Consider the following 13,279-nt stretch of genomic DNA (forward strand, 5'->3'; position numbering starts at 1 on the left):
CCCCAGCCGCCGCGGTTGAGGCGCGGCGGCCGGCCTAGGCCTCGGCCGCCCTCGATGCGGCCGGGTCGCCGGCCGCCCCGAGTTCGGCGGCGAACTTGCCGAAGAACTCGTCGGCGAGCTTGCGCGCGGTCGCCTGCATGAGCCGGCCGCCCAGCGTCGCGATCTTGCCGCCGACCTCGGCCTTGGCGGTGTAGCTCAGGAGCGTCTCGCCGCCCTCGGCCGCGAGGCTGACCGCGGCGCGGCCCTTGGCGAAGCCCGCCATGCCGCCGTTGCCCTGGCCGACGAGGCTGTAGCCCTCGGGGGGACGCAAGTCCTCCAGGCGGACCGTGCCCGTGAAGGTCGCCGAGACCGGCCCGATCTTCAGGGCGACCCTGGCGGTCATCTCCTCCGGGGAGACCTGCACCAGCTCCTTGCAGCCCGGGATGCAGCGGGCGAGCACGTCCGGATCGTTCAGCGCCGCCCAGACGGCCTCCCGCGCGACCGGGATCCGATACGCGCCAGCGATGTCCATCCTGGTCTCCTCCTGATGCAGTGCCCGCTCGGCCGGCGCGGGCGCTCAGACCGCGCAGTAGCGCGCCTGGATCTCGGGATCGTCCCGCAGAGCGGCCGCGGGGGCGTGGTAGACGACGGCGCCGCCGTCGACGATGTAGACGCGGTCGGAGACGTCGAGGGCGAGCTCGACGTTCTGCTCCACGAGCAGGATCGTGGTGCCGGCCCGCTTCATCGCGACGAACTGCGCGAACATCTCCTCGACGAGGATCGGCATGATCCCCTCGGAGGGCTCGTCGAGGAGCACCATCACGGGCTCGGCCATGAGCGCCCGGGCGATGGCGAGCATCTGCTGCTCGCCGCCCGACATCGTGACCGCCTCCTGCTTCAGGCGCTGCTTGAGCCGCGGGAAGGTCTCGGCGATGACCTCGATCCGCCGCGCCTCGTCGCGGCGCGTCGCGCGCGCGCCTCTGGCGGCCAGGATGCCGAGGCGCAGGTTCTCCTCCACGGTCAGCCCCGGCACGATGCGCCGCTCCTCCGGCACGTAGGCGAGGCCCCGGTGGAAGCGCTCGTGGGGCGGCCGGTCGAGGATCTCGGCCCCCGCGAAGGTGACGCGGCCCGCGCGCTTCGCCACGAGACCCATGATCGCCTTCAGCGTGGTGGTCTTACCGGCGCCGTTGCGGCCGACCAGCGTGACGATCTCGCCGGGACGCACCTCCAGCGAGAGGCCCTGGAGAATGTGGGAATGGCCGTACCACGCCCGCAGGTTCTCGACCGCCAGGAGCGGCTGGGCGGCGTCGCGCTGCGGGGCGGCGCTCATGCGGTCTTGCTCGCCGTGTTGCCCAGGTAGACGCGGCGCACCTCGGGATGCGCGCGGATGTCGTCGGGGCTGCCCTCGGCCAGGAGTTGGCCCTGATGCAGGACGACCAGGCGGCGGCACAGGCCCATGACGAGCTTCATCTTGTGCTCGACGAGGATCAGGGTCCGGGTCTCGGCGAGGCGCTGCACGAGGTCCATCATCTCCCGCGTCTCCTCGGGGCTCATCCCGGCGGTCGGCTCGTCGAGCAGGAGGAGGCGCGGCTCGGCGGCGAGCGCCACCGCGATCTCCAGGGCCCGCTGCTCGCCGTGGGCGAGTTCCCGGGCGAGGCGGTCCATCCGGACGCCGAGCCCGACCTCGCCCAGCAGCGCCTCGGCCCGCTCCGTCAGCTCGGGGTAGGCCGCGCGGTCGCGGAAGAACGCGAAGCGGACGCGCCGCGCCTGGGCGGCCACCCGCACGTTCTCGCGCACCGTGAGGTGCGGGAAGACGTTGGTGATCTGGAACGACTTGGCGATGCCCATCCGGGCGAAGGCGTGCGGGGCCGCGCCGGTGATGTCGCGCCCGCGGAACAGCACGCGGCCCTCGCTCGGCGGGACGGCGCCGGAGATCAGGTTGAAGAAGGTCGACTTGCCCGCACCGTTCGGCCCGATGATCGCCGTGATGCCACCCTCCGGGAACGCGACGGTCACGTCGGACAGGGCACGGAAATGCCCGAACCGTTTGCCGAGCCTCTCCGCGGCGAGGATCGGCGGCGCCGCACTGGGCGCCGCGACGGCCGGGGCAGCGCTCACCATCCGGCCCTCCTCAGGCGCGCCAGCACCTCGCCCCAGATACCGAGCGGCAGGAACAGCACGAAGGCGATGAAGATGGCGCCGACGAAGAGCTGCCAGTGGCTCGTGACCGTGGCGAGCCCGTCCTGCAGGAGCGCGTAGGTCGCGGCCCCCACGAACGGACCGAAGAAGGTCCCCATGCCGCCGAGCAGCGCCATCATCACCGCCTGCCCGGAGGTCGAATAGTGCATCGTCTCGATCGGTACGATCGAGAGGTGGATCGCCTGAAGACCGCCCGCGAGACCGCACAGGGCCCCGGAGATCACGAAGGCCACGAGCTTCATGCGGCGCACGTCGTAGCCGCAGGCCTGCGCCCGGCCCTCGTTCTCGCGGATCGCCTCGAGGGCGGCCCCGAACGGCGAGGACAGGAGGCGCGAGAACAGCCAGACCGCGACCCCGACCACCGCCAGCGCGGCGTAGTACTTCACCACCGGGTCGAGGAGATTGAGGCTGAAGCCCGGGAGGGCCAGCGCCGGCACGTTGATACCGCGCAGGCCGTTCTCGCCGCCGGTGAAGGCTTCCGCCTGGTAGAAGGCGTAGTAGACGCACATCGACAGCGCCAGCGTCGTCATCGCGAAGTAGATGCCGCGGGTGCGGATCGCGAGCACGCCCATGGCGGCGGCGATCCCGGTGGCGAGCAGCGTGCCGGCGGCGAGGCCCAGGACCGGGTGCAGCCCGTACCGGACGATGGCGATGCCGCAGCCGTAGGCGCCGCCGCCCAGGAAGGCGGCGTGGCCGAAGGACAGGAGCCCGGTATAGCCGAACAGCAGGTTGAACCCGAGGGCGTAGAGGCCGAGCACCAGGATGTTCACGGCGAGCGCCTGATAGGGCGCGATCCAGGGGAACACGACGAGGAAGGCGAGCGTCAGGGCGACGCGGTGCCGGCCGCACCACGCGAGCCGTCGGCCGGTCCGGCCGGAGCCCGGCCGGGCCGTCGGCCGGGCTCCGGCCTTCGTGACGGCGGGGGCAGGGGCGCGGGCGCTCATCCGAGGGCTCCGGCCCGCCCGAGGAGGCCGCGGGGGCGCACGAGCAGCACCAGGGCCATGAGGGCGAAGATCGCCATCTTGGTCATGTCGGGGGCGACGAGCGACGTCATCGCCACCACGACGCCGACGATCAGCCCGGCGAGCACGGCGCCGGCCAGCGAGCCCATGCCGCCGACCACCGTGACCACGAAGGCTTCGGCCAGAACCGGGATCCCCATCTCGGGCGTGACGCCCTGGAGGGGCGCGGCGAGGATGCCGGCGAGCCCGGCGAGCGCGCAGCCCAGGGCGAAGACCGCGAGCCAGACCTTGGCGATCTCGATGCCGAGCACCTGCACGATCTGCGGGTCGCGGGCGCCCGCGCGGATCACGAGGCCGAAGGGCGTGCGCTCGATGAACAGCCACAGGGCGCCCACCACCGCCAGCGCGAAGCCGATCAGGAACAGGCGGTAGAGCGGGAAGTAGCCGATGCCGAGATCGACGGCGCCGCGCAGCTCGGGCGGCGCCGCGAAGGGCAGCCCGGTCAGCCCGAAGGCGATGCGCACGCTCTCGACCATGACGTAGGACAGGCCGAAGGTGAGGAGCAGCGGGTCGTCGATGCCGCGCCCGTAGAGGGGGCGCACGAGCACGCGCTCCACGGCGAGCCCGAGGAGCCCCATCGCCAGCGGCGCCGCGACGAGGCTGAGCCAGAAGCTGCCGGTGTAGCCGTAGAGGAAGACCCCGACATAGGCGCCGACCATGAAGAAGGCGCCGTGGGCGAAGTTGACCACGTTCATCAGCCCGAAGATCAGCGACAGGCCGATGCCGACGAGCACGTAGATCGCCCCGAGCGCGATGCCGGTCACGAGCTGGAGCGCGAGGAGATCGAGGGGGAAGCCGCCGATCGCGATGTCGCTCAAGGCCGCGCCCTCCCGCGGGTTCGCACGGAGCGCCTCACGCCTTGTGGCCGAGTTCGTCGCAGCCGCGCAGGAAGCGCTCGTCCGGCCCCTCCGTGCCGAGGATCGTGAAGACGTCGTCCGGGGTCTTCATGTCCTTCGACTTCGCCTCGACGATCAGGACCGACTGCACCGACTGGTGGTCGCATTTCCGGAAGCTCTGGGGCCCCTTGTAGAAATCGGCTTTCAGGGCCTCCATGGCGGCCACGACCTTGTCGGTCTCGACCGACCCGGCGGCCTTCACCCCCTCCAGGACCGAGCGGACGCCGGCATAGCCCAGCGCCCCGTAATCGGAGGGCACGGCGCCGTTGTAGGCGGCCCGGAACCGGTCGTTGAACGCCTTGGCGGAGGGCACGCTGTCCTCCAGGCGCCAGTAGTAGGAGGTGCCGCCGATCACGCCGTCGAAGGCGTCGCCGCCGGCCTTGCGCGCGGTGAACAGGAGCACCGGCGCGACGAGCTTGGTCCTGCGCTTCAGGCCGAACTCGGTGGCCTGCTGGATCGAGACCACCTGGTCCCGGCCGAAATTGCACAGGCAGAGCACGTCGGGCTTGAGCGCCGCGATGCGGGGCAGGAAGGCCGAGTAGTCGGAGGCGCCGATCGGGTGGCGGATGTCGGCGACGACCTCGATGCCGAAGGCCTCGCCGGCGCGCTTGAACCCGCGCATCATCTCGTGGCCGTAGGCGTAGTCGGCGCTGAGGAAGGCGACCCGCTTGCCCGATTTCGGGAAGACGTAGCGGCCGACCGCACCCGCGGTCATGTGCGGGTTCAGGGCCTCGTGGAAGGTCGTGCGGCCGAAATCCTTGGCCTCGTTGATCGCGTCGGACTGGCTGATCGAGTTGTAGATCACGCCCCGCTCGCGGGCGACGTTGTTGATCGAGAGCGTCACCGCCGCCGACAGGCCGCCGACCAGGACATTGACTTTGTCCTTCTCGATCAGCTCGAGGGTCCGGGTCGCGGCCTCGCCGGGATTGAGCTTGTCGTCGCGCACCAGGAGCTCGGCGTTGCGGCCCTGGAAGCCGCCGGACTCGTTGAACTCCTTGACGGCGAGCTGGGCGGCGCGGACCTGATCGTTCGCCTCGGCCCCGAAGGCGCCGGTGAGCGGTACCGGGAAGCCGATGCGGATCGGACCGTCCTGCGCGGCCGCGGCGCGCAGGAGCGCCGGGGCGGCGAGCGCCAGCGCGGATGCGGCGGCGCCGCCCTGGAGCATCCGGCGCCTGTCGAAGCCCGTTCCCATCCCTTCGTCCCTCCGTCGGCGTTTCCCCGTCGGGACCGGTCTCGTTCGTGCGGACCGGTTCCCGATATCCGTTCAGATCAGTCCCAGCGCCTCCAGCACGACCTCGGGCGTCACCGGCTGGCGCGCGACCCGGGCGTTCAGCGGCGCGAGCGCGTCGTTGATGGCGTTGACGACCGCGGCCGGCGCGCCGGCGGTGCCGGCCTCGCCCGCGCCCTTGGCGCCGATCTCGGACGACGCGGTGGCCGAGACCACGTGAGCGACCGCGATGTCGGGCATCTCGCCGGCCATCGGCACGAGGTAGTCGGCCATCGACCCGTTCAGGAGCTGGCCCTCGCTGTCGTAGAGGCAGTGCTCGAACAGGGCGCCGCCGATCCCCTGGACGATGCCGCCGCGGATCTGCTCGTCGACGAGGAGCGGATTCAGCACGGTGCCGCAATCCTCGACGCACCAGTGCTTCAGCAGCCGCACGAAGCCCGTCTCGGTGTCGACCTCGACGTAGGAGGCCTGCACGCCGTTGGTGAAGGCGAAGGGGTAATCCTTCGGCACGTAGTGGCGGGTCGCCACGAACTCCGGCTGCACGCCCGGCGGCAGCGTGTCGGGGCGGAAGTAGACGATGCGGCCGAGCTCCGCGAGCGGCATGCGCTCGGTCCCGGTGGCCGCGTCCACCACGGCGCCGTCGCGCACGTCGAGGCTCCCGGGATCGGCCTGCAGGATCGCGCCCGCCACCGCCAGGACGTTGCCGCGCAGCGCCTTGCCGGCCTGCCACGCCGCCTCGCCGCCGATGCCGGCCCCGCGCGAGGCCCAGGTCCCGCCGCCGTAGGGGGTCGCCTGCGTGTCGCCCGAGATCACCCGGACCTTGTCCATCGGCACGCCGGTGGCGGTCGCCACGATCTGCGCGATGATGCCCTCGGTGCCCTGGCCCTGCTCGGTGACGCTGACCGCCGCGACGACACCGCCCTGGGGATCGAGCCGGATCGTGCAGCCGTCCTGGGAGGAGATGCGCGCGCCGCCGACCCCGTAGAAGGCCGCCGACGGGTTGGTGATCTCGATGAAGGCCGCGAGCCCGATGCCGCGGTGGATCCCCCGCGCGCGCAGGCGCGCCTGCTCGGCCCGCAGGGCATCGTAGTCCATCATCGCCTTGAGCTTGGCGAGCGCCGCCTGGTGGGACAGCTTCTCCAGCTTGATCCCCGAGACGCCCGCGCAGGGATAGGCGTCGTCGGGGATGACGTTCCGCTCGCGCACGGCCAGGGGATCGAGCCCGAGCCGGGCGGCGCCCAGGTCGACGAGCCCCTCGGCGACCATCGTGGCGATCGGGTGGCCCACCGCCCGGTACTGGCAGGTCGGCGCCTTGTTCTGCAGCACGACCCGGGCCCGGGCCCGGTAATGCCGGTGCCGGTAGGGACCGCCGGTCAGGTTGACGACCTGGTTGGCCTCGACCGCGCTGGTGCGCGGGTAGACCGAGTAGGGCCCGATGCCCGTGAGGTCGTCCATGTCGAGGGCGAGGATGTCGCCCTCGGCCGAGAAGGCCATCCGGGCGGTGACCCGGTGGTCGCGGGCGTGGATGTCGCTCTGGAAACTCTCCAGCCGGTCGGCGACGAACTTGACCGGGCGCTTCAGCATCAGCGCCAGCGCGCAGGTCGCCATCTCGTCGGGGTAGATGTGGACCTTGATCCCGAAGGAGCCGCCGACATCCTTGCAGATCACCCGCACCGCCCCTTCGGGCAGAGCGAGGTGCTTGCACAGGATGTCCTGCATCATGTGCGGCGCCTGGAAGGAATGGTGGACGGTGAGCATCCCGTCCGCCGCCGCCCAGTCCGCGAGGATCGCCCGCGGCTCCAGGCATACGCCCGTGTGCCGGCCGAACTGGAAGGTCTCCTCGACCACGACGGCGGCGTCGCGGAAGGCCGCGTCGACGTCGCCGACGTCGAGGACGCGCTCGAAGGCGAGGTTGTCGCCGAGTTCGGCGTGGATCGCCGGCGTCGCGGGATCGAGCGCCGCCTCCATGTCGACGACGGCGGGGAGCGGGTCGAACTCGACCATGATGGCGGCCAGCGCGTCCTCGGCCTCGGCCCGGCCGCGCGCGACCACGGCGCAGAACGGCTCGCCGACCCAGGTCACCCGGTCGATCGCCAGCGCGTGCTGGGGCGCCGAGCGCAGACCCTTGAAGTGGCCGAGCACGCCGACCCAGGGCGCGCACACCTCCGCCAGCTCGGCGCCGGTCACCACCGCGATCACGCCGGGCATCGCCGCGGCGTCCGCGGTCTCCAGCGCGACGATGCGGGCGTGGGCGTGGGGGCTGCGCAGGAAGGCCACGTGGCCGAGGCGGGCGACGGCCACGTCGTCCACGTAGACGCCCCGGCCCTCGAGGAGGCGCCGGGCGTTCGGCCGCGGGACCGAGCGGCCGATATAGCTGTTCGGCCGATCGAGGAAGGTGAGGCCGCCCGGATCCGCGCTCATTCGGCGGCCTCCCGGCCTGCATTCTGGCGACCCTGCCGGCGCGCCTCGGCGGTCGCCGCGATCGCGTCGACGATGGCGTGGTAGCCGGTGCAGCGGCAGTAATTGCCCGCGATCGCCGCGCGGATCGCCGCGCGCGACGCCGCCGCGTCCGCGTCGTCCAGGAGCTCGGCGGCCGTCACCAGCATGCCGGGGGTACAGTAGCCGCATTGCAGGGCGTTGCGGGCGTGGAAGGCGTCCTGCAGGTCGCGGATGCGCCCGCTCTCGGTCAGGCCCTCCACGGTCTCGACGGTGGCGCCGTCGGCCTGGACGCCGAGCATCAGGCAGGACCGCACCGCCCGGCCGTCCACCAGGATCGTGCAGGCGCCGCAGACGCCGTGCTCGCAGCCGAGATGCACGCCGGTGAGGCCGAAGGACTGGCGCAGCAGATCGCCGAGATGCATCCGGGCCGGGACATGGGCCCGCACGGCCTCGCCGTTCAGCGTGAAGGCGACCGCGCGGGCGCGGTCCGGGCTCTCAGACGCCATCGGGGTCTCCCTCCTGCGCTCCGCCGCCGCGCATCCCTGCCGCAACGCGGCCGAGGATCACGCGGGCGAGGTGAAGCCGCGTCGCGGCCTTGGTCGTCGGGTCGTCCGGCGGGTCGAGCTCACCGGCGAGCGCCGCCTGGGCACCCGCGAGGTCGCCGGCCTCCAGGGCCGCCGCGGCGGTCCGCGCCAGGACCGGCCGATCGGCCACGCCGAAGAAGGCGAGGCGCAGGTCCGACAGGCCGCCCGCGGCCCGGCGCCCGGTCGCCGCGAGGCCGACGAGGGCGTAGTCGCCGTGGCGGCGCGACAACTCCTCGAACCCGCAGACCGCGTCGGCTCCCGGCACGGGAAACTCGATCGCCGTGACGATCTCGCCGGGCTCCAGGGCCGTCGTGTAGAGGCCGCGGAAGAACGCGTCGGCCGGGACGCGCCGCTCGGCCGCGGGGCCGCGCACCACGATCGTGGCGCCGGCGGCGAGGCAGCAGGCGGGCCACTCGGTGGCCGGGTCGGCCAGCGCCACTGAGCCGCCGATCGTGCCGCGATTGCGGATCGCCGGATGGGCGATGTGCGGCAGGGCGGCGGCGAGCAGCGGCAGGCGATCGCGCACGATCGCCGCGGTCCCGACGTCGCGGTGGCGCGTCATGGCACCGATCCGCACAACGCCGTCGGCCTCCGAGACGCCGGTGAGTTCGGGGATCGCGTTGAGGTCGACCAGCAGCCCGGGCGCCGAGAGGCGCATGTTGAGGGCCGTGACGAGGCTCTGGCCGCCCGCGAGGGGAACGGCATCGTCCCCGTGCTCGGCGAGCAGGGCGAGCGCCGCCTCGAGCGAGGCTGGACGCGCGTAGGCGAAGTCGGGCGCCTTCAAGCCCTGGTCTCCTCCCGACGGGCTTGCCCATGACCGCCCCGATGGGACAGGCTGGAAGCCTCTATTTATCGTTCGCTCAATAGAAGGCGAAACCGAGATGGCGTCAAGCAGGCCGGCGGGCAGTGACGGTCGCGTGCCGACCGGCCGACGGCTGGCGCCCGAGGCCCGCGAGCGCCAGATCGTCGAGGGGGCGGTCGCCTACTTCGCCGAGGTCGGCCTCGACGGGCACACCCGGGAGCTCGCGCGCCGGCTGGGCATCACGCAGCCGCTGCTGTTCCGCTACTTCCCGACCAAGGCCGCGCTGATCGAGCGCATCTACGCGGAGGTCTACCTCAAGCGCTGGGATCCCGCCTGGGAGGCGACGGTGCGCGACCCCGCGCTCCCCGTCCTCGAGCGCTTCCGGCGCTTCGAGATCGACTACCAGCGCCGGATCGACGACTACGCGTGGCTGCGGATCTTCGTCTCGGCGGGCCTCAAGGGGTTCGATCTGCCGAGCCGCTACCTCGGCATGGTCCGCGCGCGCATCTTCGCGCCGCTGCTCGCCGGGATGCGCGCGGAATCGAACCTGCCGGACCCGCAGGCGCAGCCGCTCGCCGACGACGAGTTCGAGCTCCTGTTCGGCATCCACGGCGCCCTGGTCTATGTCGGCTTGCGCTCGCGGGTCTACGGCATCGACGGCACGGCGGACCGCGACGCGGTCCGGGCCGCGATGCTCGACGCGGCCCTACCGGGGCTTCTCGCCACCCACCGCCGGGTGGTGACGGCCGCGCGACCGGCCGACGCGATCTAGAGGCCGTGCCGGGATGGCCAGATCGCGGGACGCGCCACCTCGGCCGCGGACGTGTCACCGAGACGTGTCACCGAGAGGTGCCGCCGCGGCGATGACTTTCGCGGGAACTGCGTTAGCCTCACGGGCCGGAGGAGCGCCATGACCAAGGGAACGGAACCGGCCTCGGCGGCGCTGCCGCCCGACTTGGCTCAGGACTTCGCGGCGGCGCGGGACAACGGCTGCGTCGGCACCCGGCTGCTCTCGGAGGACGCGCGCTGCCGGGTCTGGACCATCGTCCTGGCGCCCGGCGCGCGGATCGGCTTCCACACGCACGTGCTCGACTATTTCTGGACCGCTGTGACGGCAGGGCGCGCCCGCTCGCACTACGGCGACGGGCGGGTCGCGGAGGTCGATTACCGCGCGGGCGACATCCAGCACCTGTCGTTCGGGCCGGGCGAGTCGATGACCCACGACCTCGCCAATATCGGCGACACGGAGCTGATCTTCACCACCGTCGAGTTTCTGGACAGCGCGAATCCGCCCCTCGCCCTCCCGGCCGCCGTGCGCGCCGAGGCGACCTGCCGCGCGGCTTAACGGAGGCGGACCTCCGGCGGGACCGCCGTCCCGGCCATGACCGCCTCGGGGCTGCGGAACCGCTCCGCCGCCGCCCGCTCGGCCGCGCCGCGCTGCTGCGCCTGCAGGTACGCGCCGAGATCCCGTCCCCGCGCCACGACCGCCGCGCCGTAGGACCGCCGGCGCGCGTCGAAGGCCGTCAGCGCGGCGTCCACGGCGCCGCCGGCCGCGTCCAGCGCCTCCGCCAGGGCGCCGGCGTCCTCCATGGCCTTGGTCACGCCCATCCCGACATGGGGCCGGGCCACGAAGGCGGCGTCGCCGATCAGGGCGATACCGCGCGCCGGGATCATGGTCGGCACCTCGATGTCCAGGATCGCCTGCAGGAACGGCTGATCGGCGCGCAGCATGACCTCGGCGAACGGCGGCGCGAGGATCCGCTCGGCGTCGGCGCGCATCGCCGCCAGCACCGCGGCCTTGATCCGACCCGGCGGGATGGAGAGGGCGTGGCGGACGCCGCCGGCATCGGTCAGCAGCGCGGCGAGCGCGGCCTCCTCGGTCGGCCTGTACCAGACCGCGTTGAAGGAGCGCGCGGTCCCGTCCGCGCGCCCGGGGACGGGATAGCCGAGGATCTGCTCGCCCGGCGGCAGGCAGAACGCGAAATGGCCGGCGATCGCCTCGCGGGTCGCCGGCGAGAGGGCCGCCGCGTCGACGACCGCGCGCCACGCCACGTAGCCCGCGTAACGCGGCGCGACGGCGCTCAGGTACCGGGCCCGCACGGTGGAGAACTGCCCGTCGGCGCCGACGAGGAGATCCGCCGTGATGCGGCGGCCGTCCTCGAACAGCGCGACGACGCGCTCGCCGTCGTGTTCGACCGCGGCGAGCGCCGCGCCGAAGCGGACGCCGTCGGCGGGCACGGCGTCCAGGAGCAGGCCGTAGAGCCGCCCCCAGCTCGCGAGCACCTGCGGCAGGCTCTGTTCGGCGATCACGGTCCCGCCGCGGTCGAGGACCCGGCGGCCCTCGACCGTGACGCCGAGATCGCGCGCGCCGGCCGGCGCACCGCAGCGCGCCAGCACCGCCCGGAGGCCCGGATGCGTGACGATCCCCGCGCCGCGGCCCGTGAGCGCGCCCGCCGACCGCTCGAACACCGCGACGGCGTGACCGCTCCGCGCGAGCAGGCACGCCGCGGTCAGTCCGGCAATCGAACCGCCGATGACGGCCACGTCCAGTCGCTTCATGCAGCCCCCGAACCGGGATTGCGGTCAAGACCGCGCCCAGCATGGACGCTGCCGACCGGCCGGCCAAGACCGAAATCGCCGCGGGGCGTCGCCCTAGGCCGGCCGCACCAGCCGGTCGAGCCGCATCCGGGTGATCGCGCCGATCTCCTCCAGGGCCGTCGCTTCCTCGTCCGCGACCGGGCGCGCGAGGCGTTCCTCGAACAGCACGCGGATCTCGCGCAGGTCGCGGCCGCGCACGGCGACGATGAACGGGAAGCCGAACCGGTGCCGGTAGGCGGCGTTCAGCCGGTCGAAGGCCGCCGCGTCCGCCTCCGTCAGCCGGTCGAGGCCGGCGCTGCCCTGCTCCTGCGCGGACTCGGCGGTCATCGCCCGCGCCCGGGCCTCCGGGCCGGCGAGTTCGGGATGGCCGTTGAGGAAGGCCAGGCGCACCTCCGGCGGCGCCGCGCGCACGGCCGCCATCATCGCCCCGTGGAGTGCGGCGAGGCTGGCGAAGGGCGCCGCGTCGTGGGCGGCCCGAGCGACCCAGGGCGCGTGCTCGAAGACGCCGCCGAGATGCTCGACGAAGGCGTCGCGATCGAGGGCGTTGAGGCGGTCGAGGTCGATCATGCCGCTCAGCTTCCGCGGTAGGTGGTGAAGCTCGACGGGGCGCACAGCATCGGCACGTGGTAATGCTGCTTGGCGTCGAAGACGGCGAACCGCACGACCGGGTTGTCGATGAAGATGTCGGCCTCCGCCGTGCCGGCGCGGGTCTGGAAATACGCGTCGACGAAGAATTCCAGCTGATACTGGCCGGTCTCGGCCTTGTCGGCCGGGAGGATCGGCGCGTCGGTGCGGCCGTCGGCGTTGGTGACGACGCTCTTCACGAGGCGCCACTGGCCGTTCTCCAGGACCGAGAAGTCGATGCGGACGCCCGCGACGGGGCGGCCGCGATCGGTGTCGAGGACGTGTGTGGTGATGCCCGCCATGCCGGGTCTCCTTGTCGCGTCGGGGTTCGGACGGGTCAGCTGCCGCGGTAGTAGGAGTAGCCCCAGGGCGTGAACAGCACCGGCAGGTGGTAGCGCTGGCTCGCGTCGCGGATCCGGAAGCGGATCGGCACGAGGCCGAGGAAGTTCGGGGTCGGGAGCTTCACGCCGAGACCCGCGAAATACGCCTCGACGTGCATCACCAGCTCGTAGCGGCCCGGCTTGAAGGCCTCGTCGACCAGGAGCGGCTCGGCGGTCCGACCGTTCGGCGCGGTGGTGACCGTCTTGATCAGCCGGTAACCGTCGCCGTCGTGCAGCGCGAGGTCGCAGACCATGCCGGCACCGGGCGTGCCGTGGAAATTGTCGATGGCGTGCAGGGTCAGCCGCGGCGAGAGGCCGGCCTGCGAGACGGGTGCGGCGCTCAGCGTGCCGGGCTTGGCGGAAGAGTTGGCCGGAGGGCTGGCCGGAGCCGCCGGTGCGGGCGTGCCCTGGGCCAGCGCCGGACCCGCGGAGATCGCGGCCGCGGCGCCGAGCCCCGTCGCCACGAGGCCGCGCCGCGTCAGAGCCTGTCGGTCAAGTACGTGTCTCAAGACGGCCTCCCTCTCTTGC

General features: G+C 72.9%; 15 protein-coding genes. 2 read left to right on the forward strand and 13 right to left on the reverse strand.

The window, feature by feature from the left end:
* Positions 1-34: 34 nt before the first annotated feature.
* From ME121_RS10225 to ME121_RS10265, 9 genes are all read right to left on the reverse strand, one after another.
* Positions 35-511: an SRPBCC family protein gene (locus ME121_RS10225; protein WP_024827351.1), complete on the reverse strand. Its 477-nt coding sequence runs from the start codon at positions 509-511 to the stop codon at positions 35-37.
* Between the two features lie 45 nt (positions 512-556).
* Entirely contained in the window at positions 557-1,309 is a 753-nt protein-coding gene (locus tag ME121_RS10230) for an ABC transporter ATP-binding protein (RefSeq protein WP_012329597.1), read from the reverse strand.
* Positions 1,306-2,100: an ABC transporter ATP-binding protein gene (locus ME121_RS10235; RefSeq protein ID WP_059408788.1), complete on the reverse strand. Its 795-nt coding sequence runs from the start codon at positions 2,098-2,100 to the stop codon at positions 1,306-1,308. The genes ME121_RS10230 and ME121_RS10235 overlap by 4 nt, the downstream gene beginning before the upstream one ends.
* Positions 2,094-3,122 (reverse strand): branched-chain amino acid ABC transporter permease, encoded by a 1,029-nt coding sequence (locus ME121_RS10240; protein ID WP_012329595.1) that lies wholly within the window; start codon positions 3,120-3,122, stop codon positions 2,094-2,096. The genes ME121_RS10235 and ME121_RS10240 overlap by 7 nt, the downstream gene beginning before the upstream one ends.
* Positions 3,119-4,018, reverse strand: coding sequence for a branched-chain amino acid ABC transporter permease (locus tag ME121_RS10245; protein ID WP_012329594.1), 900 nt, complete (start codon positions 4,016-4,018; stop codon positions 3,119-3,121). The genes ME121_RS10240 and ME121_RS10245 overlap by 4 nt, the downstream gene beginning before the upstream one ends.
* A 34-nt stretch (positions 4,019-4,052) precedes the next feature.
* Positions 4,053-5,288 carry an ABC transporter substrate-binding protein gene (locus ME121_RS10250; RefSeq protein ID WP_043074734.1) on the reverse strand — a complete coding sequence of 412 codons (1,236 nt, stop codon included), beginning with the start codon at positions 5,286-5,288 and terminating at the stop codon, positions 4,053-4,055.
* Positions 5,289-5,360: 72 nt separating this feature from the next.
* On the reverse strand, positions 5,361-7,745 hold the full coding sequence (locus tag ME121_RS10255; protein WP_024827355.1) for a xanthine dehydrogenase family protein molybdopterin-binding subunit: 2,385 nt from the start codon (positions 7,743-7,745) through the stop codon (positions 5,361-5,363).
* Positions 7,742-8,269, reverse strand: a complete 528-nt coding sequence (locus ME121_RS10260) for a (2Fe-2S)-binding protein (protein ID WP_029358104.1) — start codon at positions 8,267-8,269, stop codon at positions 7,742-7,744. Before ME121_RS10260 ends, ME121_RS10255 begins: the two co-directional genes overlap by 4 nt.
* Complete coding sequence (locus ME121_RS10265) at positions 8,259-9,131, reverse strand: FAD binding domain-containing protein (RefSeq protein WP_059408789.1); 873 nt, start codon at positions 9,129-9,131, stop codon at positions 8,259-8,261. The genes ME121_RS10260 and ME121_RS10265 overlap by 11 nt, the downstream gene beginning before the upstream one ends.
* A 133-nt stretch (positions 9,132-9,264) precedes the next feature.
* Here ME121_RS10265 and ME121_RS10270 point away from each other — a divergent pair, with 133 nt between their 5' ends.
* Together ME121_RS10270 and ME121_RS10275 are read left to right on the forward strand one after the other, a co-directional pair.
* Positions 9,265-9,921 carry a TetR/AcrR family transcriptional regulator gene (locus tag ME121_RS10270; protein ID WP_244633154.1) on the forward strand — a complete coding sequence of 219 codons (657 nt, stop codon included), beginning with the start codon at positions 9,265-9,267 and terminating at the stop codon, positions 9,919-9,921.
* A gap of 138 nt (positions 9,922-10,059) precedes the next feature.
* Positions 10,060-10,494, forward strand: coding sequence for a cupin domain-containing protein (locus tag ME121_RS10275; protein ID WP_043074731.1), 435 nt, complete (start codon positions 10,060-10,062; stop codon positions 10,492-10,494).
* On the opposite strand, the gene ME121_RS10280 is transcribed toward ME121_RS10275, so the two are convergent.
* From ME121_RS10280 to uraH (ME121_RS10295), 4 genes are all read right to left on the reverse strand, one after another.
* Positions 10,491-11,708, reverse strand: coding sequence for an FAD binding domain-containing protein (locus ME121_RS10280; protein WP_059408790.1), 1,218 nt, complete (start codon positions 11,706-11,708; stop codon positions 10,491-10,493). The two genes, ME121_RS10275 and ME121_RS10280, sit on opposite strands and share 4 nt — an antisense overlap.
* Before the next feature lie 93 nt (positions 11,709-11,801).
* Positions 11,802-12,314 carry a 2-oxo-4-hydroxy-4-carboxy-5-ureidoimidazoline decarboxylase gene (uraD, locus tag ME121_RS10285; RefSeq protein ID WP_012329586.1) on the reverse strand — a complete coding sequence of 171 codons (513 nt, stop codon included), beginning with the start codon at positions 12,312-12,314 and terminating at the stop codon, positions 11,802-11,804.
* Between the two features lie 5 nt (positions 12,315-12,319).
* Positions 12,320-12,673, reverse strand: a complete 354-nt coding sequence (gene uraH / locus ME121_RS10290; RefSeq protein ID WP_012329585.1) for a hydroxyisourate hydrolase — start codon at positions 12,671-12,673, stop codon at positions 12,320-12,322.
* A gap of 35 nt (positions 12,674-12,708) precedes the next feature.
* Complete coding sequence (gene uraH, locus ME121_RS10295; protein WP_029358113.1) at positions 12,709-13,260, reverse strand: hydroxyisourate hydrolase; 552 nt, start codon at positions 13,258-13,260, stop codon at positions 12,709-12,711.
* Positions 13,261-13,279: the final 19 nt, after the last annotated feature.

The organism is Methylobacterium sp. ME121, from assembly GCF_000974725.1.
GTDB lineage: Bacteria > Pseudomonadota > Alphaproteobacteria > Rhizobiales > Beijerinckiaceae > Methylobacterium > Methylobacterium radiotolerans.

Bases quoted from the DNA above. Each gene is read 5' to 3' on its own strand.
- ME121_RS10225 (WP_024827351.1), bottom strand. From the start codon at position 511: ATGGACATCGCTGGCGCGTATCGGATCCCGGTCGCGCGGGAGGCCGTC.
- ME121_RS10230 (WP_012329597.1), bottom strand. From the start codon at position 1,309: ATGAGCGCCGCCCCGCAGCGCGACGCCGCCCAGCCGCTCCTGGCGGTC.
- ME121_RS10235 (WP_059408788.1), bottom strand. From the start codon at position 2,100: ATGGTGAGCGCTGCCCCGGCCGTCGCGGCGCCCAGTGCGGCGCCGCCG.
- ME121_RS10240 (WP_012329595.1), bottom strand. From the start codon at position 3,122: ATGAGCGCCCGCGCCCCTGCCCCCGCCGTCACGAAGGCCGGAGCCCGG.
- ME121_RS10250 (WP_043074734.1), bottom strand. From the start codon at position 5,288: ATGGGAACGGGCTTCGACAGGCGCCGGATGCTCCAGGGCGGCGCCGCC.
- ME121_RS10255 (WP_024827355.1), bottom strand. From the start codon at position 7,745: ATGAGCGCGGATCCGGGCGGCCTCACCTTCCTCGATCGGCCGAACAGC.
- ME121_RS10260 (WP_029358104.1), bottom strand. From the start codon at position 8,269: ATGGCGTCTGAGAGCCCGGACCGCGCCCGCGCGGTCGCCTTCACGCTG.
- ME121_RS10275 (WP_043074731.1), top strand. From the start codon at position 10,060: ATGACCAAGGGAACGGAACCGGCCTCGGCGGCGCTGCCGCCCGACTTG.
- ME121_RS10280 (WP_059408790.1), bottom strand. From the start codon at position 11,708: ATGAAGCGACTGGACGTGGCCGTCATCGGCGGTTCGATTGCCGGACTG.
- uraD (WP_012329586.1), bottom strand. From the start codon at position 12,314: ATGATCGACCTCGACCGCCTCAACGCCCTCGATCGCGACGCCTTCGTC.
- uraH (WP_012329585.1), bottom strand. From the start codon at position 12,673: ATGGCGGGCATCACCACACACGTCCTCGACACCGATCGCGGCCGCCCC.